The sequence below is a fragment of the Neobacillus camarae genome (assembly GCF_054950115.1).
In genome coordinates, this window is the sequence record NZ_JBUCKX010000001.1 from 605,828 (window position 1) to 628,005 (window position 22,178).

At 40.4% G+C, this 22,178-nt stretch carries 26 protein-coding genes, 1 tRNA gene and 1 pseudogene; 17 read left to right on the forward strand and 11 right to left on the reverse strand.

Annotated features, from left to right (window positions below):
- Positions 1–365 precede the first annotated feature (365 nt).
- The 3 genes from ACY8D0_RS02920 to ACY8D0_RS02930 form a co-directional block, all read right to left on the reverse strand.
- Positions 366–1,235, reverse strand: coding sequence for a ClpXP adapter SpxH family protein (locus ACY8D0_RS02920; RefSeq protein ID WP_462408992.1), 870 nt, complete (start codon positions 1,233–1,235; stop codon positions 366–368).
- The gene (locus ACY8D0_RS02925; RefSeq protein ID WP_462408993.1) at positions 1,232–1,639 is read right to left on the reverse strand and encodes a globin domain-containing protein; all 408 of its coding nucleotides are present in this window, start codon (positions 1,637–1,639) and stop codon (positions 1,232–1,234) included. The genes ACY8D0_RS02920 and ACY8D0_RS02925 overlap by 4 nt, the downstream gene beginning before the upstream one ends.
- 257 nt (positions 1,640–1,896) lie before the next feature.
- Positions 1,897–2,484, reverse strand: coding sequence for a CYTH domain-containing protein (locus ACY8D0_RS02930; protein ID WP_462409932.1), 588 nt, complete (start codon positions 2,482–2,484; stop codon positions 1,897–1,899).
- A gap of 106 nt (positions 2,485–2,590) precedes the next feature.
- Between ACY8D0_RS02930 and ACY8D0_RS02935 the strand changes: the two genes are divergently transcribed.
- From ACY8D0_RS02935 to ACY8D0_RS02950, 4 genes are read left to right on the forward strand one after another with little or no spacing between them, the layout of a single operon-like run.
- Positions 2,591–2,956 (forward strand): UPF0738 family protein, encoded by a 366-nt coding sequence (locus ACY8D0_RS02935; RefSeq protein WP_462408994.1) that lies wholly within the window; start codon positions 2,591–2,593, stop codon positions 2,954–2,956.
- A gap of 23 nt (positions 2,957–2,979) precedes the next feature.
- Entirely contained in the window at positions 2,980–3,618 is a 639-nt protein-coding gene (locus tag ACY8D0_RS02940) for a GTP diphosphokinase (protein WP_462408995.1), read from the forward strand.
- A 41-nt stretch (positions 3,619–3,659) separates the two neighbouring features.
- Positions 3,660–4,454, forward strand: coding sequence for an NAD kinase (locus ACY8D0_RS02945; RefSeq protein WP_462408996.1), 795 nt, complete (start codon positions 3,660–3,662; stop codon positions 4,452–4,454).
- 17 nt (positions 4,455–4,471) lie between these two features.
- On the forward strand, positions 4,472–5,374 hold the full coding sequence (locus ACY8D0_RS02950; protein WP_462408997.1) for an RluA family pseudouridine synthase: 903 nt from the start codon (positions 4,472–4,474) through the stop codon (positions 5,372–5,374).
- A 204-nt stretch (positions 5,375–5,578) separates the two neighbouring features.
- On the opposite strand, the gene prpE is transcribed toward ACY8D0_RS02950, so the two are convergent.
- On the reverse strand, positions 5,579–6,319 hold the full coding sequence (gene prpE, locus ACY8D0_RS02955) for a bis(5'-nucleosyl)-tetraphosphatase PrpE (protein WP_462408998.1): 741 nt from the start codon (positions 6,317–6,319) through the stop codon (positions 5,579–5,581).
- 47 nt (positions 6,320–6,366) lie between these two features.
- Between prpE and ACY8D0_RS02960 the strand changes: the two genes are divergently transcribed.
- Together ACY8D0_RS02960 and fabI are read left to right on the forward strand one after the other, a co-directional pair.
- Positions 6,367–8,241, forward strand: a complete 1,875-nt coding sequence (locus ACY8D0_RS02960) for a cation:proton antiporter domain-containing protein (RefSeq protein ID WP_462408999.1) — start codon at positions 6,367–6,369, stop codon at positions 8,239–8,241.
- Positions 8,242–8,325: 84 nt separating this feature from the next.
- Complete coding sequence (fabI, locus tag ACY8D0_RS02965; protein ID WP_462409000.1) at positions 8,326–9,096, forward strand: enoyl-ACP reductase FabI; 771 nt, start codon at positions 8,326–8,328, stop codon at positions 9,094–9,096.
- A gap of 179 nt (positions 9,097–9,275) precedes the next feature.
- Here the strand turns inward: fabI and ACY8D0_RS02970 are convergent.
- Positions 9,276–10,416: pseudogene (locus ACY8D0_RS02970) on the reverse strand (IS110 family RNA-guided transposase).
- A 333-nt stretch (positions 10,417–10,749) separates the two neighbouring features.
- Between ACY8D0_RS02970 and ACY8D0_RS02975 the strand changes: the two are divergent.
- Positions 10,750–11,340: a CotO family spore coat protein gene (locus tag ACY8D0_RS02975; RefSeq protein WP_462409001.1), complete on the forward strand. Its 591-nt coding sequence runs from the start codon at positions 10,750–10,752 to the stop codon at positions 11,338–11,340.
- A 100-nt stretch (positions 11,341–11,440) separates the two neighbouring features.
- Here ACY8D0_RS02975 and ACY8D0_RS02980 read toward each other — a convergent pair whose 3' ends face one another.
- Positions 11,441–11,947 (reverse strand): CotY/CotZ family spore coat protein, encoded by a 507-nt coding sequence (locus ACY8D0_RS02980; RefSeq protein WP_462409002.1) that lies wholly within the window; start codon positions 11,945–11,947, stop codon positions 11,441–11,443.
- A gap of 141 nt (positions 11,948–12,088) precedes the next feature.
- Here ACY8D0_RS02980 and ACY8D0_RS02985 point away from each other — a divergent pair, with 141 nt between their 5' ends.
- The 7 genes from ACY8D0_RS02985 (at position 12,089) to spoVIF (ending at position 15,700) form a co-directional block, all read left to right on the forward strand.
- Entirely contained in the window at positions 12,089–12,445 is a 357-nt protein-coding gene (locus tag ACY8D0_RS02985) for a DUF1360 domain-containing protein (RefSeq protein ID WP_462409003.1), read from the forward strand.
- Positions 12,446–12,754: 309 nt separating this feature from the next.
- The gene (locus ACY8D0_RS02990; protein WP_462409004.1) at positions 12,755–13,219 is read left to right on the forward strand and encodes a YhcN/YlaJ family sporulation lipoprotein; all 465 of its coding nucleotides are present in this window, start codon (positions 12,755–12,757) and stop codon (positions 13,217–13,219) included.
- Positions 13,220–13,234: 15 nt separating this feature from the next.
- Entirely contained in the window at positions 13,235–13,708 is a 474-nt protein-coding gene (gene spoVAC / locus ACY8D0_RS02995) for a stage V sporulation protein AC (RefSeq protein ID WP_462409005.1), read from the forward strand.
- A complete protein-coding gene (gene spoVAD, locus ACY8D0_RS03000) occupies positions 13,709–14,725 on the forward strand; it encodes a stage V sporulation protein AD (protein ID WP_462409006.1) in 1,017 nt (338 codons plus the stop codon).
- A 14-nt stretch (positions 14,726–14,739) separates the two neighbouring features.
- Positions 14,740–15,096 carry a stage V sporulation protein AE gene (gene spoVAE / locus ACY8D0_RS03005; protein ID WP_462409007.1) on the forward strand — a complete coding sequence of 119 codons (357 nt, stop codon included), beginning with the start codon at positions 14,740–14,742 and terminating at the stop codon, positions 15,094–15,096.
- Positions 15,097–15,203: 107 nt separating this feature from the next.
- On the forward strand, positions 15,204–15,332 hold the full coding sequence (locus ACY8D0_RS03010) for a YjcZ family sporulation protein (protein WP_462409008.1): 129 nt from the start codon (positions 15,204–15,206) through the stop codon (positions 15,330–15,332).
- A gap of 113 nt (positions 15,333–15,445) precedes the next feature.
- A complete protein-coding gene (spoVIF, locus tag ACY8D0_RS03015; RefSeq protein WP_462409009.1) occupies positions 15,446–15,700 on the forward strand; it encodes a sporulation-specific transcription regulator SpoVIF in 255 nt (84 codons plus the stop codon).
- A gap of 45 nt (positions 15,701–15,745) precedes the next feature.
- On the opposite strand, the gene ACY8D0_RS03020 is transcribed toward spoVIF, so the two are convergent.
- The 4 genes from ACY8D0_RS03020 to ACY8D0_RS03035 form a co-directional block, all read right to left on the reverse strand.
- On the reverse strand, positions 15,746–16,168 hold the full coding sequence (locus ACY8D0_RS03020) for a GNAT family N-acetyltransferase (protein WP_462409933.1): 423 nt from the start codon (positions 16,166–16,168) through the stop codon (positions 15,746–15,748).
- A 6-nt stretch (positions 16,169–16,174) separates the two neighbouring features.
- Positions 16,175–16,687 carry a YjcG family protein gene (locus tag ACY8D0_RS03025; RefSeq protein ID WP_462409010.1) on the reverse strand — a complete coding sequence of 171 codons (513 nt, stop codon included), beginning with the start codon at positions 16,685–16,687 and terminating at the stop codon, positions 16,175–16,177.
- A gap of 97 nt (positions 16,688–16,784) precedes the next feature.
- The gene (locus ACY8D0_RS03030; RefSeq protein ID WP_462409011.1) at positions 16,785–17,522 is read right to left on the reverse strand and encodes an alpha/beta hydrolase; all 738 of its coding nucleotides are present in this window, start codon (positions 17,520–17,522) and stop codon (positions 16,785–16,787) included.
- A 99-nt stretch (positions 17,523–17,621) separates the two neighbouring features.
- The gene (locus tag ACY8D0_RS03035; protein ID WP_462409012.1) at positions 17,622–17,846 is read right to left on the reverse strand and encodes a hypothetical protein; all 225 of its coding nucleotides are present in this window, start codon (positions 17,844–17,846) and stop codon (positions 17,622–17,624) included.
- Between the two features lie 182 nt (positions 17,847–18,028).
- On the opposite strand from ACY8D0_RS03035, the gene ACY8D0_RS03040 reads away from it, so the two are divergent.
- Positions 18,029–18,101, forward strand: a tRNA-Val gene (locus tag ACY8D0_RS03040).
- A 498-nt stretch (positions 18,102–18,599) separates the two neighbouring features.
- Here the strand turns inward: ACY8D0_RS03040 and ACY8D0_RS03045 are convergent.
- Entirely contained in the window at positions 18,600–19,439 is an 840-nt protein-coding gene (locus ACY8D0_RS03045; RefSeq protein ID WP_462409013.1) for an AraC family transcriptional regulator, read from the reverse strand.
- 193 nt (positions 19,440–19,632) lie between these two features.
- Here ACY8D0_RS03045 and bglB point away from each other — a divergent pair, with 193 nt between their 5' ends.
- Positions 19,633–20,712: a beta-galactosidase BglB gene (gene bglB / locus ACY8D0_RS03050; RefSeq protein ID WP_462409014.1), complete on the forward strand. Its 1,080-nt coding sequence runs from the start codon at positions 19,633–19,635 to the stop codon at positions 20,710–20,712.
- The gene (locus ACY8D0_RS03055; protein WP_462409015.1) at positions 20,709–21,728 is read left to right on the forward strand and encodes an NAD(P)-dependent alcohol dehydrogenase; all 1,020 of its coding nucleotides are present in this window, start codon (positions 20,709–20,711) and stop codon (positions 21,726–21,728) included. Before bglB ends, ACY8D0_RS03055 begins: the two co-directional genes overlap by 4 nt.
- The last annotated feature ends 450 nt before the right edge of the window (positions 21,729–22,178 follow it).

Below are 22,178 nucleotides of genomic sequence, written 5' to 3' on the forward strand. Positions count from 1 at the left end.
TCACCTGAAACCATGGTATATTAAATACGTGAAGTTGATCACAACAAACATATACCCCTTTGTTTGACCGTGAAAAATTTCTCCCATCCCCTTTGTTCGTATTAATAGAAAAATGCCTTGCAGATCTCCTGCAAGGCATTTTCCGTTTTCTGGAATAATAATAAAAAGGCTATGTTAAACGATATTTTTAATTTTAGAAACTCTGTTCATTAAAGTGAAGGTCACTCGACTCTGCGAAAGTTCGGGGCAGGGGAAGCCCCCCGCACGCCCACGGGTTTGTTGAGCGACTGGTGCGGAAATCACAGCCGTATTCAACAAAGCCAATAAAAAAATAGACCAGTGTCAAATTAACACTTGACCTTGGCCTATTCAGCAATATACCTCCAGTATGTGCCATACCTCGCGGGTATTTGTTCCACCATTTGCTTAAGAATCAATTTTTTCATTTCCCGTTCAATCTGAGAAATTGGCATGTTATAAATTAAAGCAATTTCATTTGAAGTAACAAATTTATATATTTTTATAAATGTCTCCAAGGGTGGAGGTGAGGATTTCACCGGCCTGTCTGCCAGCATTTCTTCAAGTATTTGCTCATACACCTCATATGGATAGGTCCCGGTAATTTTTATCCCTTCATCCTCTACATTTTCATTGAAAAATACTAGGGTAGGAATTTCGTATACATCCATTTCAGCTGTTATTTTTAAATCGCATTGAAATGCCTTTGCCGCACTTTCCGAATGCATGTCGTTAATAAATTCTTCAACATCGAGTCCCGCCCTTTGTGCGCAATCCTTTAATGTTTGAACATCCGTAATATTTTGTTTCTCTACCAATAAGACTTCTTGTAAGCAACGCATGTAGCGAAAACCTGCTCTTCTTCCTTGCAGCTCTGCGGCCTTTAAGGCAATGGAAACGTAATAGGGACCATTCACTGAATTTTCAAACGATAAATTCCTGTCACAGGATATACCCGATTTGCTTACGGATTTCTCCCAAATTTCGGTGATGCACTCAAAAGTCTTTTTTTTGGTTTGATTTAAATTAGCTATTCTTCCGCTTAACACATGCTTAAGGGAAAAGTAACGGCCGTATTCAATCCGCAATTTCTTTAATACCGGTTCGAGGGCCCAGCATTCCGGACTTAGCGGGTCGATAAACATATAAATTTCAATCGGCTTTATGTCACTGCCATGACAAGAGTGTTTCTGGCTTTGCGGGTATGAATGATTCACGATTGATCACCGGATTGATCATCACTGTCGGGTGTATTAATCATATGCTGGGCAGTTAAATAGAGCCGGGAAAAAAATTCATCCCTTATCGGTCCGTTCAGGCCCACGGTGTCCATTGCTTGTTTCATGCAGGAAAGCCAAGCTTTAGCCCGTTTGGGTGTAACCGGAAACGGAAGATGACGGGCACGCATCATTGGATGTCCGTGCTCATTTGTATAAAGGGAAGGCCCCCCTAAATATTGAGTTAAGAATTGTTTTTGTTTACGGGCTGTTTCCGACAAATCTTTTGGAAATATAGGAGCAAGATCAGGATGTTGTGCAACTAGGCCATAAAATGTATCCACAAGCCGGTGCAGGGTTGGTTCCCCAATGGCCTCAAATGGTGTAAGCTTGTTCTCAATCATGTTGACAACTCCTCTAACTTCATTTAATGGCTAGACAAAAGCCACTGATATATTCCAGACGTTTCAATTCGATTAGAATTCCATGCTACTAATGGACTAGATTATCAGGTGTTTTCTTTATTTTATCAATGGCTTATTTTTAACTCAAATGAATTGCATCGTAATAATAACTTTATCTTTTTGTTTATGATATTAATGTATGCATTTTATAGATGTTTTTTCGGAAATAGAAGCAAATATAGGATTCCTGCTCTTATTTATTTGTTAGTAATCCGAAGCTTTTGATTATAAAAGCGTTGAATTTTATTCGCTGTTTTTCGTTCCGGAATGCCACAGCTTTGTAACAGTGCCAAAAAGTCCTTCTGGCCTCGTTGGAAATCATGGACTTCATATTCTAATTCGTAATCTTCATGATTTAAATATATACTATGGTCTAATACAAGCAATCCTTGTTCGAAAATGGTCTCAGCCCGATTGGTAACCAATGAGCCAAAATACTGAATCTGTGAATAGGATATGCCGTTATCTTCAAGTAACTTTGTGATGGTGCCTTTGGGAAGCTTTTGGTTATCGATCGCTAGTTTTGCTTCTTCGACGGTCAACAATTGATTCGTTTCCAAGAGCCCGACATCAGCAGGTTGTTTCAAAGTCATTTCATAAGTATTTTGTTTGTTTCTGATCCTTAGGGCACAGCCTTTCTTTTTTAATGCAAAATCATGGGTATCAAAGTAATAGTTTTCTTGAGAGAATATATCGTTTTTATTCAAGCTGAATTTTTTAAATAAATCTCCATATTCCTGTTTGGTGAGCATGTTTTTAAATTCAATTTCTATGTTTTGAGACAATTCTACCATCCTTTCATTTTCTCCTTATAACGAGGGGCTGCTATTTTTGGGAGAATTACTTGAAATATGCTAAAATAAATACGTATGTTATGGAGGTAAATAATAAATGAAGAAGAGTATTTCTATTATAAGTGCTGTCACCCTAAATGATAAACTTTTTCTGCAGGCAGCTGAACCGGTATCTGGGTTAATTCCTGGGGGACAAATCCTTGTCGATTCGGACCGATTTTCGTTCATCTACTTAATGGAGGAACAAATAGATTATACATATATTGTTTTGCAGGAATCAATCTGGCCATTTTTGAAAGAGGCATTGGAACAAAAGCTTCCTGTGTTTATTGAATTCGAGGAAGATAAAATCGAATTAGAATGTTTTCATGATGAAATGGAATATTTGATTTCAAATATAAAGGACAATAGCAACTATGGAAACGACTTTGTTTCTAAAGTAGAAGCGGTATTTTCAGCATAAATCGGTGCACAGAGGTGTTAGGTATGAAACACTGGGACAAGTTTTTAGCGCCCTATAAGCAGGCTATAAATGAGTTGAAGGTCAAATTAAAAGGGATGAGGGTACAATTTGAACTCGACTCTACCCATACACCAGTAGAATTTGTGACAGGCAGAGTGAAGCCGATTGCAAGTATCCTGGATAAAGCGAATCAAAAGGGAATCCCTTTGGATAAATTAGAAACTGAGATGCAGGACATTGCCGGATTGCGAATTATGTGTCAATTCGTGGAAGATATTTATCGGGTTGTCGAGCTGTTAAGAAACCGGAATGATTTCGAAATCGTGGAAGAAAGGGACTATATCTCCCATGAGAAAACAAGCGGATACAGGTCCTATCACGTTGTTATCAGCTACCCGGTACAAACCATTCATGGGGAAAAGAAAATCCTTGCGGAAATTCAAATCAGGACATTGGCGATGAATTTCTGGGCAACCATTGAGCACTCCCTTAATTACAAGTACAAGGGAGCATTTCCTGAAGACATTAAACTTCGGCTGCAACGGGCGGCGGAAGCAGCGTTTCACCTTGATGAAGAAATGTCGCTGATCCGTGGCGAGATCAAGGAAGCCCAAGCCTTTTTCACTAGAAAGAAAGAAGCGGCACAAGAAGAAAATAATTAAGCCAATTCATGTTAAGCATATTAGTACAAGGAGCAACCATTATGAAATTTGCCATTACCTCAAAAGGTGATCAAAATTCTAATATTCTCATGCATAAGATGAGAACCTATCTACTTGATTTTGATTTAAAATATGATGAGGACCAGCCGGATATCGTGATTTCCATCGGCGGCGATGGAACGCTGCTTTATGCTTTTCATCGGTATAGCAGCCGATTAAGTAAAACCGCTTTTGTTGGTATTCATACAGGCCATCTTGGTTTTTATGCGGATTGGACCCCTGATGAAATCGAAAAGCTGGTCATAGCCATTGCGAAAACTCCTTTTCAGGTTGTGGAATATCCCTTGTGCGAGGTGATTATCCGTTATTCCCATGCCGGTAAGGAATCTGCTTATCTGGCATTAAATGAATCGACCGTTAAGAGTGTCGAAGGGACTCTGGTGATGGATGTGGAAATCCGCGGGCAGCATTTTGAACGATTCCGAGGTGACGGCTTATGTGTTTCTACACCTTCCGGGAGTACTGCTTATAATAAAGCACTTGGCGGAGCAATTATCCATCCTTCCATTTCGGCCATTCAAATTGCTGAAATGGCCTCCATTAATAATAGGGTGTTCAGAACGGTTGGTTCCCCATTAATATTGCCGGCGCACCATACTGCCATGTTAAAGCCGGTGAATCGAACTGACTTTCAAGTAACAGTAGATCACTTGACCATGCTGCATAAAGATGTCAAGTCGATTCAGTACAGGGTCTCTGAAGAAAAAATCCGTTTTGCCCGCTTTCGCCCATTTCCATTTTGGAAAAGGGTACATGATTCGTTCATTTCGGACTAAAGCGGAGGGATGAATAGATGTCATCACGTTTTCAATTTCAATGGCTGATAGATGAAAAAGATGCGGGGCTCATCATTCGTGATTTTTTAAAAATGAAAGATATTTCCCGCACGGCCCTGACGGATATTAAATTTAAAGGCGGCCATATTCTGGTCAATGGGGATGTGGTCACGGTTCGTTATCAGCTTCGGGAAAGGGATATGCTGACACTGATTTTCCCGCAAGAGGAGCCAAGTGCCGGGATCTCCGGCGAGGATATCCCGTTAAGCATTTTATTTGAAGATAACTACCTGCTGGTCGTTCATAAACCTGCCAGAATGAATACCATTCCATCCCGTGAGCACCCAGCCGGAAGTCTTGCGAATGCCCTGATTGGCTATTATAGAAAAATCGGTTTGCCAGCTACTTCCCATATTGTGACCAGGCTTGACCGGGATACTTCGGGGATTGTGTTAATCGCCAAGCACCGCCATATTCATCATTTGTTTAGTATGATGCAGCGGAACCATTTGGTGAACAGGACCTATGAAGCATTCGCGGAAGGGTGTATTCCCGATGATAGCGGTACGATTTCGGCTCCGATTGGCAGGAGGGAGCAAAGCATTATTGAGCGCGAAGTACGCCCAGACGGTCAATTTGCCCGTACCCACTATCGGGTGATCAATCGACATCAACATTTTACCCAAATAGAACTGAACCTGGAAACGGGCCGCACCCATCAAATTCGGGTGCACATGTCCTATCTGGGCCACCCGCTCCTAGGGGATGATCTTTATGGAGGCGATACCTTCTTAATGAACAGACAGGCGTTGCATTGTAAAAAGATCATGTTTGTCCACCCGATTACCCAACAGGAAATGATGTTTACTGCAGCACTTCCTGAAGATATGAGAGCAGTTTTAGAGGCTGAACCGTATTGATTGGTTCAGCCTCTTCATTATTCTCAGAGGCCATACGCTTACCAGGGGGCTGACGCTTTTGGTCTGTAAAGAAATCCTAAATTCTAACTTTGAGAATTGTCCAGCTCCACAAGGAAGGCTTCGACAGTAATTACATTGCACGAAGAAAAAGCGTTAGCTTTTTCGAGGAGGCCTGTCGTGCGCTGATCAGGGGCTTACGCTTTTCTAATCAAAATGCTTAAATTTCTCTTCTACATATGGCATAGTAGAAGGGACAGAGACGATTTCCATTTCTGGATATCTCAAGGCGGTTAGCCTCCCTCCAAATACCGCTCCTGTATCAATGTTATAGGTGTTATTAATGATTCTTGGTTCGTTAACGGGAGTATGTCCGTAAACAATACAAGGCCCGCCATGATAGTGCAACGCCCAATCCCTTCTCACTGGGGAACCGTCAGAATGTTTTTCACCGGTAATATCACCATACAGAACAAAAGTTTTTACTTTAGCATCCATCCTGCCAATATAATCCTGACGAATTCCTGCATGTGCAATAATTAATTTTTGGTCGTCTAAAACATGATAAAGAGGAGCATTTTCATATAACTCCATATATTTTGTACGAATTGATTGCTTGTCCTCACTATATAATGTTTCATATTCTGCAACCGTTGTTTCAAGACCATGACTGACTTGAACTTTATTGCCCAGAAAGTACCGGTATAACTTGTTGCAATGGTTTCCCGGGGTATAATAGGCCTGGTTTCTTTTTATGGCCAAATTCCAGACGAGTTCAATGACTTTTAATGACTCAGGGCCACGGTCCGTTAAATCACCTACAAATCCTAGAACACGATTGTCAGGATGGACGGGAACTTTATCTTCCCAGCGGTAGCCCAGCTTTTGTGTGAGCTCTGTCACCTCATGAAAACAACCATGGATATCGCCAATAATATCTATTTTCATAAAAAATACCCCTTTTTAGAATAATTGATGTGAAGGAGGAATGTAATTTGGAACATGGTGTATCTGTCACTTCTTTAGTCATCGTTGTCACAATGGCGTTTATTACCCCCATCATTCTTCATCGGTTAAAATTGCATGTTATCCCGATGGTGGTCGCTGAAATTATAGTCGGCTTGATATTAGGAAAAAGCGGGTTCGATCTCGTCCATGAAGATACATGGCTCTCTACTCTTTCTACCCTTGGATTTATCTTTTTGATGTTTTTAAGTGGTCTCGAAATCGACTTTACTGCCTTTTCAAACGGGAAACAGCGTGAAACATTACCGAGTGGAAAGAAAGAACCGAATTCTTTTATGGCTTCGGGTGCAGTATTCGCCGGAATATTTATGATATCGTTATTATTATCTTATTTATTTGTGATAGCAGGATTTATCGACAATGCATTTTTAATGACCTTAATCATTTCCACCATTTCATTAGGTGTCGTCGTGCCGACCTTGAAAGAGGCCCATCTGATGAAAACCGGTATTGGCCAGATCATCTTGCTTACAGCGGTGATAGCCGACTTGGTGACCATGATTTTGCTTGCTGTTTTTGTTTCCTTATATGAAGAGGGACATGGGAGCACTTGGCTGTTACTGATATTATTAGCAGCCGGATTGGTGCTTTATTTCATCGGCAAACGGTTTAAAAATAAGTCCATTATGGAAACATTGTCAACAGGGACTGTTCAAATTGGCACCAGAGCAGTTTTCACCCTTATTATCGTTCTGGTCGGGCTGTCTGAAACTGTTGGTGCGGAAAATATTCTAGGTGCCTTTATAGCGGGGGTGCTTGTCTCATTATTATCCCCCAATCAGGAGCTTGTTCACAAGCTCGATTCATTCGGTTACGGTTTTTTAATCCCCATTTTTTTTGTCATGGTTGGAGTAGAACTGGATATTTGGTCACTGTTAAGAGATCCGAAAATGCTGTTATTAATCCCCTTGTTATTACTTGGATTATTGTTGTCTAAGCTAGTTCCCGTTTATTTATTAAAAATTTGGTATGATACGAGGACGGTAGCCGCTTCCGGATTTTTATTAACGTCCACTCTTTCTTTGGTAATCGCTGCCGCCACCATTGGTGAACGCATAGGGGTTATTTCCGAACAAATGAAAGGAACCTTTATATTAGTTGCGGTCATCACATCCATATTCACGCCTATTGTCTTTAAAAAATGGTTTCCTCGGGAGATGGCAGTAAACAAAAAAATACCCATATCATTCTTAGGGGCTAACCAAATCTCACTTCCTGTGTCAAGGGAACTTAAGACAGGGCATTATCAGCCTGTGATCTACCACCCGAAAATAGAAAAAGGGGAGGCTCCGATTTCCGATTCTCTTTTCGAAATTGAAGAAATTGCCGATTACTCCATCGAAACGATTGAACAGACCAAGGCACTCCAATCGGAAATTGTGGTGATCTCCACTGGGAATGATGACCTCAATGCCTCTCTTGCTACAGTTGCAAAAGAAAGAGGAGTTTCAAGGGTAATTGCCAGGATTGAGAGCCAGGGGCTGGAACAAAACCTTCGTCAAAAAGATATTGAAGTGTTTTCTTCTTTCATGTCAACAAGAGTACTACTCAGGGCTCTCATTGAGTCGCCTGCTGTAATCAACATTTTAACCAACCAAGAGACGGGGCTTTATGAAATTGTAATGAAAAATAAGCAATATGATGGCATTTCACTTCGAAAATTTCCTTTTACCGGGGATGTTATCTTTGTCAGGATATTTCGCGGCAAAGACTCAATTGTGCCCCATGGGGAAACAGAGTTGCAAATGAATGACCGATTGATCGTAACAGGAGGCAAGGAGTATGTGGATGAACTCATCCAGGAGTTGGAGTTTAAAAATTTACCCGATCACCATTTTTATTAACAGCGGCTTTTCATTTTTTTAGAATTAGTGTAAACTTAGTACCAAGTACTAATATCTTGTTATGATATCAGGAGGAACCATAATATGACCTTTTCATTAGCTGGAAAAACATTTGTAGTAATGGGTGTTGCCAATAAACGCAGTATTGCTTGGGGAATTGCCCGCTCGCTTCATAATTACGGCGCGCGGTTAATTTTTACTTTTGCCGGGGAGCGGATTGAAAGCAGTGTCCGTGAATTGGCTGATTCGTTAGGAGCAGAAGGAACGATGGTGCTTCCTTGCGATGTGACAAGTGATGAAGCGATAGCCCAATGCTTTGCTGAAATCAAAGAAGCTGTCGGGACCATTCATGGCATTGCCCATTGTATTGCGTTTGCGAGAACAGAAGACCTAAAAGGCGAGTATCTGAATGTAACTCGGGATGGTTTTCTCTTGGCGCAAAATATCAGTTCCTATTCATTAACAGCAGTTGCGAAAGAAGCCCGTGGTCTCATGACCGAAGGCGGCAGTATTGTTACGTTAACCTACCTTGGGGGCGAGCGGACCATTCCCAACTATAATGTCATGGGCGTTGCCAAAGCATCTCTTGATGCAAGTGTCCGCTATTTGGCAGCAGACCTTGGAAAGGATAACATACGCGTAAACTCCATTTCTGCCGGGCCAATTCGAACTCTTTCGGCAAAAGCGATAGGCGAATTCAACTCCATTTTAAGAGAAATCGAGGAAACAGCCCCATTGAGAAGAACGACTACCCCTGAAGAGGTTGGGGATACCGCTGTATTTCTTTTTAGTGATTTATCCCGGGGTATTACCGGGGAGAATATTCATGTCGATTCCGGCTATCATATCCTTTAATGGTGGGAGAGGCTGGCACAATGTGCTAGTCTCTTTTCTGTGAAAATAAATATCCTCCGGGGCTCCCGTATACTATTGATCGAGGTTGGAAACCCTGTAAATAACCTAAAAAGCCAATAAGAAAGCAGAGCTAACTGTAGGAGGGTAACTTTGTATATATCTATTTGGTTTTGGTTATACTAATTAATTTGCATTTCTCTAAATGGCTCCTTGTTGATAAGCATGGAGTAAATAATTCGAAGCATTCGATGCGATAAAGCTACGAGTGCTTTTTTCTTTCCTCTTCTTGCAGCTATTGACCAGTATTTCGTTGCTAACCAGCGATTCCTACACCTTGAAACAGCCCATGCAGCTTCGCACATTGCCGATTTAATATGAGGATTTCCCTTTACAGTCTTTGTACTATACCGTTTCCCTGCACTTTCGTTTGTTTCCTGGTGAAACACCAGCCCAAGAAGCTAGGTGGTGCGGTGTTGGAAACTGACTCATATCTACACCAATTTCGGCAATAATGATCGCTGCAGTATCTTTTTTAATGCCGGGTATCGTTGTAAGTAACTGGAGTTCGTCTTGGTAGTTTTGTAATATGATATCGACTCGATCTTCAATTTCTTTAATAAGCTTTTCTAAGTATTCAATATGCGACCAGGATTGACGGATTAGAAAACGCTGATGATCATTTAGTGTGCCAAACAAAGAATCCGTAATCCTCTGCTTTTTCATCGCCATTCTGCCGTGAATTCTTTCTTCTACATCGGAGGCGTCCACATATCCTTGTTCTATAAGTCGTTCAAGAAGTTTTCTTCCTGAAACGCCAAACACATCAGAAATGACCGTGCTTAATTTTACATTCGAACACTCCAATACCTTTTGAATTCGATTCTTTTCAGAAGTTAAGTGACCAATCCATTTCTTTCTAAGTCTAGTTAAATCACGAAGCTCTCGAAGATCGACTGGTGGAACAAAACTCTTTTCGATTAAACCATGTCGTAATAATTTAGCAATCCATTCTGCATCCGATACATCTGTTTTCCTACCTGGAACATTCTTGATACGTTGTGCGTTAGCCAGTGTTATATCAAAAAAGCCTTCTAAAATATTGAATACAGGCTTCCAATATACTCCGGTACTCTCCATTGCAATATGGGAAACCTCATGGTTTTCAAGCCATTTTAAGAGACGATATAAATCCTTTGTTAAAGTAGGAAATGTCTCAATCTCCTTGAATAATTCTTCATTTTGATTTCCAGTCATGACACAAGCCACAATCATTTCCGAATGAACGTCCAAACCAGCACACCTTTCAATAAATACCTCCATAAAAATCCCCTTCTTAAATAGGATCACAAACAGTGAGTGAGATTGAACATAAGCATTTTTCTGTACGTAGTCATCCCTCCAACGAAGGGAGCTAACAAAGGGTTGAACACCAAGCTCACTCAAACAGTTTTTTGTACAGGGTCGAGCCACCAAAAAGAGCCACGTATAACATACTGTTTGTGTCACTATCATTATGGTCAGAGAAGAACTATTTTCATGCCTGGGTTGGGAGTGTTAAATCATGATTGTTTTTTATGTAAAAAATTAAAGTTAACGCAAATGGGCGTCTTGCATACAAATAGAATGTAAGGTGAGGTAAAGGAGGTGCCGTGTTTGTCTGACAAAAAGCTTCAGGGACCGCGGTTATTTATTGAACAGCCTTTTATCAGGATTCCTCAAAACCATCAGATGCAAGAGGTGTTTACAAGCAGGCATAATATGCAACCTGAGGAAGTATCGGAACAAGTATCGGAAGAAGCAGCAGAAGAAGCAGCAGAAGAAGCAGCAGAAGAAGCAGCAGAAGAAATCACGATAGAGACCACGGAAGTTAAAGAAACGGTTATGCTTGAGACGGTGAGTGAACCTGAGAAAGTTGAGAGTCCGGTACCAATGGAATTGTCACAACAAGAAGTGCCGCAACAGGTGCTGACACCACAAGATCCGCAAAAAAGACGATCCACTATAAGCAGGGTTAAACCGTTTAAAGAGATGGATTTAACAGAGCGAATTGAATATTTGTTGGATTTTCCGAAAGTTATTCCGCCAGTCCAATGTATCTTTTACACCGAAACTTCTAAATATTTGGGAATTCTTGTTGGAAACGAGAATAATCAAGTTTCCATACAAGTACCAAATCAAACGGATCCAATCAATATTCCGGTGAAGGAATTAAAAAACATTACAATGATTGGAATCAGAAGGTAAACTTCTCGAAAAGTGATTATCTTAGCGTTCGCCACTTTTTGGTGAGAAAGTGAAAAACATAATATAAAAAAGGCCAGCCGATTACCGACTGGCTTGTTTTTTAATCACAAATTCCTAAGTTTACATCGGCGATGCACTGAATCGCACAGAAACAGCTTAAGTCAACTGTCACGCAATCATCCGTTGCTTCAAAGTCAGTAACCTCACATACTTTTGAAAGGTTAATGCAGCACTTTTCGCCGCCCAGCAAGTTGATTGGCATAAAGTGACCGGCAGAATCTGTCGTTCCAGGTATTAAAACGCGGAGAGTCGCACAGCAGTTATCGAATACATCTTCTACCCTGAAATAGATGGATACGCAGGAACTGATGCCTTCCTCATGAAAGAATGCGTGAAATGGTGAACCGTCAGCAGTCTTTAATACGAATACACGCGTATCGGGTGACGTTCTTGCTGGTGAAACAAGAGAACCGAGCGGCTCGTTAAAGCAGCTGGTACAAGGCTGGCATTCTTCTTCAACAGCATTATCTTGGATATCTTTAATCGCACGCACTACTTCACAAACACAATTGCCGTGATGGTCGTCACGATGTTTTCCACAACCCATTTATTTTTCCTCCTTAACCCGTAATGTATCTTACATTACTAACATATTTCCGGGAGCCCTTATGGGTTACGGACAATTGCCTTTTTTAATAAAATTAGGCGGGTCCAATACAATAGGCAAAAAGTGAGGGACAATTTCGTTATGGAAATAACCTTATTGAATCTGTTCATTTTATCGCTGGCAAGTTTCCGGCTGACAAGACTGTTGGTTTATGATAAGATTACCGAATTTATTCGGGCGCCATTTTTTGAAGAAATAGAAGAGGAGAATGAAAATGGCGAGCGGGAAATATACTACATTCCCAAAAAATCCGGATTCAGACGGTTTCTGGGTGAACTGCTAAGCTGTTATTGGTGTACTGGCATATGGGCAACCGGGGCCCTTATCTTCTTACAATTTCAATTTTCAAGCTGGTCTAATCCATTCATTCTTGGTTTGGCAGTAGCGGGACTAGCGGCCATTATTGAAACCATTGTCCAGAGAATTCTTGAAAATTAGGGATTTACCCTGACAAGACTGGCCTTTTTCTCATATTTTGAATAGTAGAACATTCAATTAATATGGGAGGGGGAGAAGCTGGTGATGAAAAATCGGAAAAAATTGACGGCCGCACAGACTAAACAGACAGCCACGCCAACCAGAAAAAAAGGTTGTGGCTGCGGTAAAAAGCGCAATAAGTAATTTTTTAAACTGCTGGGGAGAAGCCGGCAGTTTTTTTATACGCTTTTTTAGCTACTCATAATTTAAATCAAATCAGAAAAAACTACATTTAGTTAAACATGAAACTACATAGAGGGTGGAAATGACATGTACTGGATTCGATTAATGGCGGCCCTATTCCTTTTAACCGGTCTTACCGCCTGTTCCGAAAAACAACAAATGAAGGACAGCCAGCTCGCATTGATGAAAACTACTGACCCAAAGCCCATAGTGACGGACGGAAAAAAGAGCAATGACCAGGTAGAGAAAATAAAACATGAGGTCAGTTCGTTCCCTGAAATTTACGATGTGGCAGTGGTTAAAGGTAAACAAGGGACGCTTGTTGCTTATAAAGTAAAACATATGCAACGGTTTAACATGAGAAAAATTGAACAAAACATAACAAAGAAACTCGAAGCTGAGTATTCGAAAGAAAAGTTCACTGTTTCCAGTGATTATAAAATTTTTCTAGAAGTTGTAAGGCTGAATGAAAGGATGCAGCAAGGATTATCCGATCAAAAGGCGGAAAAACGATTTAATGAAATTGTAAAAATGACGGAAGACATGAAGTAGAAAGGGAGATAGATGATGGCCAACAAAAAAAACATGACTTCTGAACAGCAGCAATATCAACAATTGCAGCAAAAGCACGAGAAAAAACGGCCCGTATTGAAAAATTGTATCAAGGCTTTTTTTATTGGTGGGCTAATCTGTACGGTGGGGCAGGCAATTAGTTACTTTTATATTTATTTCTTTAATTTTACGGAACAAAGTGTCGGTAACCCAACAGTTGCCACGATGGTTTTTTTGTCCATGCTCTTGACCGGCTTTGGGGTGTATGACCGGCTTGGACAATTTGCCGGCGCTGGCAGCGCAGTTCCTGTTACGGGATTTGGAAATGCGGTTATTTCAGCAGCCATTGAACATCGGACAGAGGGATTTGTCCTTGGTGTCGGAGGCAATATGTTTAAGCTTGCGGGTTCTGTGCTCCTTTTCGGTGTGTTTGCCGCTTTTGTGGTTGCACTCATTAAAACACTGCTTGGTATTTGGGGGGTATTATAATTGCTAAAGGGACAGCAGTCTTGGGTGTTCGCCAATCGGCCAATGATTACTTCCACCGGAGTAACGGGTGGGCCGTTTGAGGCAAATGGAAATCTGGCACAAGATTTTGATCGATTGTACGAGGATTTATGGCTCGAACAGGATTCATATGAGAAAGCGCAACGCGTGTTGTTGGAGAATGCTATCGACATTGCTTTAAAAAAAGCGAATATGAAAAAGGAGCAGATAGATTTCTTGTTTGCCGGGGACCTAATCAATCAGATTACCCCTTCAAGCTTTGCAGCAAGAACTGCTGGGATTCCCTATTTCGGTTTATTCGGTGCCTGCTCCACCTCCATGGAGGGGCTGGCATTAGCTTCGTTTGTGGTGAACAACCAAGGGGCGAAAAATGTTCTTACTGGGGCTTCCAGCCATAATGCGGCGACCGAAAAACAGTTTCGTTACCCAACCGAGTATGGCGGACAAAAGCCTCCCACCGCACAATGGACAGTGACGGGTGCCGGAGTAGCGCTGGTTCAGGAGCATCAGATGGGGCAGAAAAATCCGGTGGTTACCTCAGCAACGATTGGAAAAGTAGTCGATATGGGATTGTCAGATCCATTTAATATGGGCGGGGCAATGGCTCCGGCTGCTGCGGATACCATCCAGGCCCATTTCCGTGACATGGAGCTGGAACCGTCTTATTATGATTTAATTGTTACAGGTGATTTAGGCAGGATTGGCCATGTTACCACAGCAGAATTGTTGAAAAAGAACGGAATTAAATTGGAGCAGGGACAATTTAAAGATTGTGGGATATTAATTTATAAAGAAGATCAACCTGTGCAAGCCGGTGCGAGTGGAGCTGGCTGCTCGGCCACAGTATTATATGGGCATTTGCTAAATCAGATGAAGCAGGGAAAGTTTAAACGCATTTTATTAGTGGCCACAGGAGCACTATTATCGCCCCTAAGTTTTCAACAAAAAGAGTCCATACCTTGTATTGCCCATGCTGTTGCCATCGAAATGAATGATTGATAGGAGGAATCCTTGTGTTAGCTATGTTTTTCTGGGCCTTTGTTATTGGCGGCTTGATTTGTGTCATAGGTCAGCTTTTATTTGATGTTGCCAGATTGACACCTGGACATACATTAAGCTTGTTAGTGGTATTGGGTGCTATATTGGCTGGTTTTGGATTATATGAGCCACTTGTTAATTTCGCTGGTGCAGGAGCGACCATACCCATTACAAGCTTTGGCAATTCGTTAGTCAATGGTGCCCTTCAGGACGCCAGAAGTCATGGATTGATCGGCGTGTTGACCGGGATGTTCCAGGTCACAAGCTCAGGTGTTTCGGCAGCCATTATATTTGGGTTTATCGGTGCATTAGTCTTTAAGCCTAAAGGATAATTTGCTCATTTTTATTTGATTTTCTTACTATGCTTGCCAGTGCCTATACACTTTCTTTGGCGGTTTCATATCCTATATTGAAACTGTTAAAGCGAGGTGAATCATTTATGTGCTTTGGCTACGGCGGCTTTGGCGGCTACGGTTACGGTGGTGGCGGATTTTACGGCGGTTCTACATTCGTGTTGATCGTTGTATTGTTTATTCTTTTAATCATTGTGGGTGCAAGCTGGTATTAATCTTTAGCGAACACCATGGAAGGGTTGGTCCAATAAATGGCCAGCCCTTTCTATTCACCATTTTACCTGCCCTTCATACAATAAAGTAGTTTATGAAGGAGTGTGAAAGAGACGTGGACAATGGTTTCTTCAAGAACATAGAAAAGAAAACGGGCGTTAATATGCAAGATATTTTTGAATTGGCTAATTCGCTGCAGAATGCCAACTTTAATGATGAAAAAACAGTGCGCGGTGTCATTCGTAAAGTCTCGAAGCTGGCTCAAAAACCAGTAAGCAAAGACTTAGAGGATCAGATTGTCAAAACGATCGTTAAAGATGGCAAAAGCCTCGATTTCAATACCATTTCTAATATGATTAATAAAAAGTAAGCAAAAAGGCCGTTTTCTTTAATGGAAACAGGCCTTTTTCAAGTTCTAAATATTTTTTACCATCGTTTTATGGGGAATGCCGGCATCGAGAAATTCTTCGGAAACAATCTCATAGCCAAGCCGGGCATAAAAAGGAATGGCATGGGTCTGGGCATTGAGCTTCAGCTTATGAAACCCGTTTTCTTGTGCGAAAGCCTCAATTTTATCCATAACTGCTTTACCGGCCCCAAGCTTTCGGGCATCCTTTAATACACATATGCGTTCCACTTTTCCATAGCCATCGACATTGCGGAAACGTCCTGCGGCAACTGGAGCGCCATTATCGTACATGACAAAATGAATGGCGTCATCTTCATACTGATCAATTTCTTCTTCAATCGGAACGTTTTGTTCTTCAACAAAAACGGTCCTTCTGATTGAATAGGCATCTTCAAGTTCTGTGTTGTTTTCTACAATTTTGACTGTCACCATTAACTATTCCTTTCCAAGACGAAATGTTTCATATACTGTCCAAGATTCATTATCCAATTGATATAGCAAGTGAAATCTGTCGATAGTTTCTTCATGGTCAAATCGGGTCATCCGGAGTGATCCATAAACATCGGAGTGCTCATCATTAGAAAGCTTTTGCCCAATTGTAATGTGAGGAACAAAACCATAGTCCGGGTTTTGGCTGGAAAAATCCTGATTGATTTCTTTCTGTAAATTGCTTAGTTCAATCGTGGGATTTACTTTAAAATAAATAACATTATTTACTGGAAAAAAAGAACTCACTTTGGAAGTTTTTAATAAAAATGGTTGGGTATCCTGCGCAATTTGCCGCAGCTTACCAGCAAATGCTAAAGCCTCCTGTTCTGCTGCTTCAAAAGCACTTTTTAAAGTCAGATGGGGAGGAATTAACGAGTAGTGCGGGTCGTAGCGCTTACGATAGGAATTCGCTAAATCTTGAAGCTTTTTTGATGGGAAAATAACAACTCCAAATTTCATAGGATTACCTCCGTTATGATAGCTTTTGCGATGAACAATCCTCGACAAGACACATTCAGTATCATCCTATTATATCAAATTTTCAAAATTGATGAAATTATTGGTTTGAGTCTTGAAAAATGGCACTTAAGGCACGTCTTAGGTCAGGCTGCCAATAGGTCCAAGTATGGCTGCCCTCAAATTCTGCGTAAAAATAAGTCAATGGCATTAAAGAAAGAATTTTGGAAAGTTCACGGTTGGGAGTCAAGAAATCGCCGGTTTCACCATTGGTCATCTGGACTTTTGTTTCCTGGCTGCCAATCACATGATAAATTTCCACTACATGATGTTTCGGAAAGTTCACGGCTGACTGTATGACAGAATCATCCACGTAGGGTGATTGCATGGCCACTTTCCCGAAAGTGTGCGGGTATTGGAGGGCGGCCATAAAAGAAACAGTGCCTGCCAATGAGTCTCCAATCAGGGCTCTTGTTGACCCCATTTGATAGGTAGGAAACTCCCGGTCGAGGAAAGGTACTAATTCATGGGCAAGAAACCTGATATAGTTTTGATGCAAGTCACCTTTTGGATGATATTTTTTTCGGCGATCTTCCACATTTGAATAGGGTACCCCAACAATGATCATTTTTCCGATTTCTTTTTTAAAAAGGAGCTCATCTGCCAATCGGCCGATGCGGCCAAGCTGAAAATAGTCACGGCCGTCTTGGGCAATCAACAAGGAATACTTATATAATGGAGAGAAGTTAGCAGGCAAGTAAATGAGAAGCTTCAGTTCTTCATTCAGTTCATGACTATAAAAAGTGATTTCCTTTCTGGCGCCTTTTGGTATTTCCATCTGTCTTCCCACCTTATTTTTCCAGATACAAATGCATTTTACCATAAAGAGCAGAGAAATGTTATAAGGGATAGTTCAAAAGGAAGAATCGAGAGACGATTAGTGGAGGAAGCGTTGCTTGGTTTGGTATTCCGGCATGATAGCTAAAATATTGTCACGTTTAAAGGTTCGTATTTGCTGGCGAAGCAGGCAATACGCCCGGATATATTCATCATTCACTTCTGTTACAATCAGTTTTCTCTGGGTAATTTGTTGGTTGTCGGCAAGATAAATCATCTCTAGCGGAATATGTTCTTCCATAGACCGTGTAATTAGACTATCCATATGGATCGCACCCTTCCTTGTTCCTACTTTTATTATAACCGAACGTTTGTTCTTTATTCAAGGGAAAATAAAAACATATGTTCTTTTTGAAATAATTTTTATAAAAAAAGAAAAATCTTATTGACTTTCTTAGCTTTTTTAATATAATTATATTTGTACCAAGCGAAATAAATAAGTTAAACGATCTGTTAGCTCAGCTGGGAGAGCATCACCTTGACAGGGTGGGGGTCGCAGGTTCGAGCCCTGCACAGGTCATCATAACAGAGCCTTGATAACCCTTGTGTTGTCAAGGCTTTTTCTATATAACAGGAATTTAACTTTGAAGGAATACAGATGAATTGGTGGCAGATTGGTGGCAAAATAGAAAGTTTATTTCATATTTTAACAAATGGTACATATTTCAAGCCTTTTCTTTTTTGTTAATAATTTAATCAAGTTGACTTGCAGCAGCTTCATCTGTGCTTTCAAGGGTATGACCATAAAGATTGATGGTTAGTCTTATTTTAGAATGCCTAATTTTGCACTTATTGTTTTCAGTGCCCCCATATTGAATAGGGGCCAACCTTTCTAAATTCCACTGATAGCTGTAATTGTCACAGTAGACTATGTATGGAACTTTGATAAACACTCGTGTTGTCAAGGTTTTTTATTATTACAAACATTTTATTATGTAGAAATCTGATGATTTGGTTGTAATATGTGGCAATCTTAAATAACAAAATGAAAATTTAATAAGATTCTACATGAAATGGCTCATTTGACCTTTTGAAACTGCCTTGCATATTTGCCAGGTGAAATTCCTACCGTATTAGTGAATGTACGGATAAAATGGGCATAATCATTGAATCCACTTTCATAACATACCTGAGTAATGGATATGTCACCTTGCATTAACAGTTCCCGAGCTATGATAACTCTAGTGTTAACCAAATATTTGTGAAAAGAGATACCTGTAATATCTTTAAAAAGCCCATTAAGACTATGCCTGTTTAGGCCAAATAACTCGGCAACTTGTTGGGCATTCAAATCTTTGTCGTAATTTACACCAATGTATTCCATTATTGGTATCAATAATTGGTGTTCTGTTGAGGTTATTTTTTCTGCGCTTCTTCTTCGTATGCCCTCCATGTATATTTCATTAATAATGATAAGAATTTCTGAAAGGAGTATTTTTTGCTTGATTTCCCATGCATAAGAGTCACTGCTTTCCTTTAAATCAGAGAGGCGGGAGTATAATGAGGTTAGCTCTTGAGTTTCCTCTGTAGTTAATTTAAGGCAGTGTGTACGGTTTGAACCATTTATTCCGAAACATTCCAGTAAGGTGGTTTTATAAGTGCTAAAACTCTGGATATATAATGGATTAAAATACAGAATATACCGTTCAAAGAACTTACGATCATTCACAATCACACGGTGTTGATCACTTGAGCTTAAAAGAAAAAGATCATTTGGGGAAATTATATATCGCTTGTTTCCAATCCACATTTCAGCCCCTGCATTAATTGCCAGATAGATTTCATATACATTGTGAAAATGATAATAATTCATCACTTCCTTGTCTGTGCCTATACTATGATCCAGCTGAAAGTCCACATTATAGGGCTCCCTAACTTTTTTAAACCTATCCATTATCCCATTATCTTCCTCTCGGCCATGATATCTCAATTTTAAATGCACATGAACAAAAATGCAATAAAACAAGACATTATTGCAATATATATATTTATGCCTTAGCTATAATGTAAATATGTTGTTGAATCTATTTTCTTGAAAGTGAGGGCCATCTATGGAGAAAAATGATTTACTATATTTATTTGAAAACGTCAACAATCGAATGAAAAATCTGGATAACGAAACTGGTGTAACTGAGATTTGCCCAATTAGCATAATAGATATGGATACCTGGGAATGGGCTCAGGGTGTTGGGTTGTACGGAATGCAAAAATATTATGCTGAAACCGGGAAGCAAGAAGTACTGGATTTTCTTATCGATTGGTTTGATAACAATATCCGTAAGGGTTTACCAGCTAAGAACGTGAACACCATGTGCCCACTTTTGACTCTTACGTATGTATATGAATATACAAAACAAGACATTTATTTGGATATATGCAAGGAATGGGCCGAATGGGTTATAAAGGAAATGCCGCGAACCGAAGAAATGGGGCTGCAGCACATTGTTTCGGAAAAAGAAAATCAAGGACAAATTTGGATTGATACACTGTTTATGACAGTCCTGTTTATGGCTAGGATGGGCAAGTTGCTTGACCGGGAGGATTATAAGGCCGAATCAGTAAGACAATATCTACTACATATTAAATACTTGGCTAATAAAAAGAACGGATTATTCGATCACGGTTTTGATTTTAATGGACGCCATGCATTCGGTGAAATTCAATGGGCGAGGGGAAATAGTTGGTATACCTCAAGTGTGGTTGATTACTTAGACATCCTTGGAGAAGTAGATATGGGAGTGAAATGGTTTCTGCTGGATACACTTCACGCACAGGTGCAAGCATTAGAACAGTATCAGAACCAAAACGGTATGTGGCATACCTTGATTACAGATAAAGAATCCTATGTGGAAGCATCTGCTACAGCTGGTTTCGCTTACGGAATATTAAAGGCGGTAAGGTTAGGTTATATTCCTGAAAAGTACAGAGAATGCGGAATCAAAGCGTTAGAGGCTATTATCAAGAGAATCTCACCAGATGGCACAGTCACTGAGGTTTCTTATGGTACGGCCATTTGTGACGATCCTCAAAAGTACAAGGATGTTCCTATTTGCCCGATGACCTATGGACAGGCGTTAACACTTATGCTTTTGACAGAAGGATTGAAACTTGAGGAGGTAGTTGCTGTATGAAAAGAATGAATAGAAGGGCATTTCTCGATAAAGAACACAAATTTTCAGTAAAAGAAGATCATATACCTTCACCTAAAGACGATGAAGTATTGATTGAAATAAAAGCAAACGGTATTTGCGGATCTGACATACATTTTTATCGGGAAGGCAGGCTGGGTAATTTTGTTGTAGATCGTCCATATGTACCTGGTCATGAATCCAGCGGAATTATTGTAGAAGTGGGTAGTAGTGTAAAAGATTTTTCAAAAGGTGACCACGTTGTTATTGAGCCGGGGATACCATGCGGTTCTTGCAGTTATTGTAAGTCGGGTAGATACAATTTATGCCCTGATGTGGTATTTCTTTCAGCCCCTCCAATCAATGGTACTTTCTGTGATTACATAACAATAAGACAGGACATGGTATTTCATATACCTGAGACCCTATCATTTGAAGAAGCAGCATTGGTAGAACCTGTGGCAGTAGGGGTTCACGCTGTAAACCGTGCAAGATTCCAAAATGGTGATACTGCTATTATCATAGGTGCTGGTCCAATTGGGCTATTAACTGCTCAAGCCTTTAAAGCCGCTGGTGGAGGAGAAGTCATCTGTGTTGATATTAATGAATCCAGACTTAGCTTCGCCAAAAAGATAGGAATTGACAAGGTGGCCGTTCCATCAGATCCTAGTTTAGAAGCGGTGACGGATGTTGTTTTTGAAACTGCCGGTTCAAGCAAAGGCACTGCCTCGACGTTCCATTATTGCCGTCCTGGTGGATGTGTTGTTCAGGTAGGGTGGCCAGGTGGAAATATTGTTGATATGAATATCGCAACATTTTTGGATAAGGAATTAGATTATGTTGCTGTCAATAGATATGCCAATGCCTTTCCAACAGCCATTAAGTGGATTTCCGACGGAAGGATAAATGTAAAAGATCTGATTACAGGCAGATTCTCACTGGATGAGATTTCTGAAGCCTTTGAATACTCAAGTAAAAACCCAAATGAAGTTATAAAAACCATCGTCCTTAATGATTAACACAACAAGTTAAACTCTTAAATTCTATGCCGTAGTGTGGCAGGCAGTTACGAAACATAGAGAATGGAAAATAGTGGGAGGTCTTCCGGTGAAAATGTAGCTTGCTGCAAAATGAAATTAGAGGTTGCAGATAGTTTTATATTGGGTGGTTATTAAGGCCTAAACTCTTATGTGCCGAGGGATTCAGTGGTTGGTAAAACCCACCTTACTGCCACCAATAACATCTGTTTTAATCATAGGATACTAACATAAGAGCCTATTAAATCAACATAAAAAAAACTCAAACTGTTATAACCCAACTGACTTCCTCACCTTGACAGGGGGGACAGGATCGAGCCCTGAACAGGTCATCATCATTAACGGCAAAAATTCTTGATAAATCAAGAATTTTTGCCGTTTTTTTTACTTTAGAATCTCCAATTGCCTACGGAGAGGAAAAGCTGACTCTGT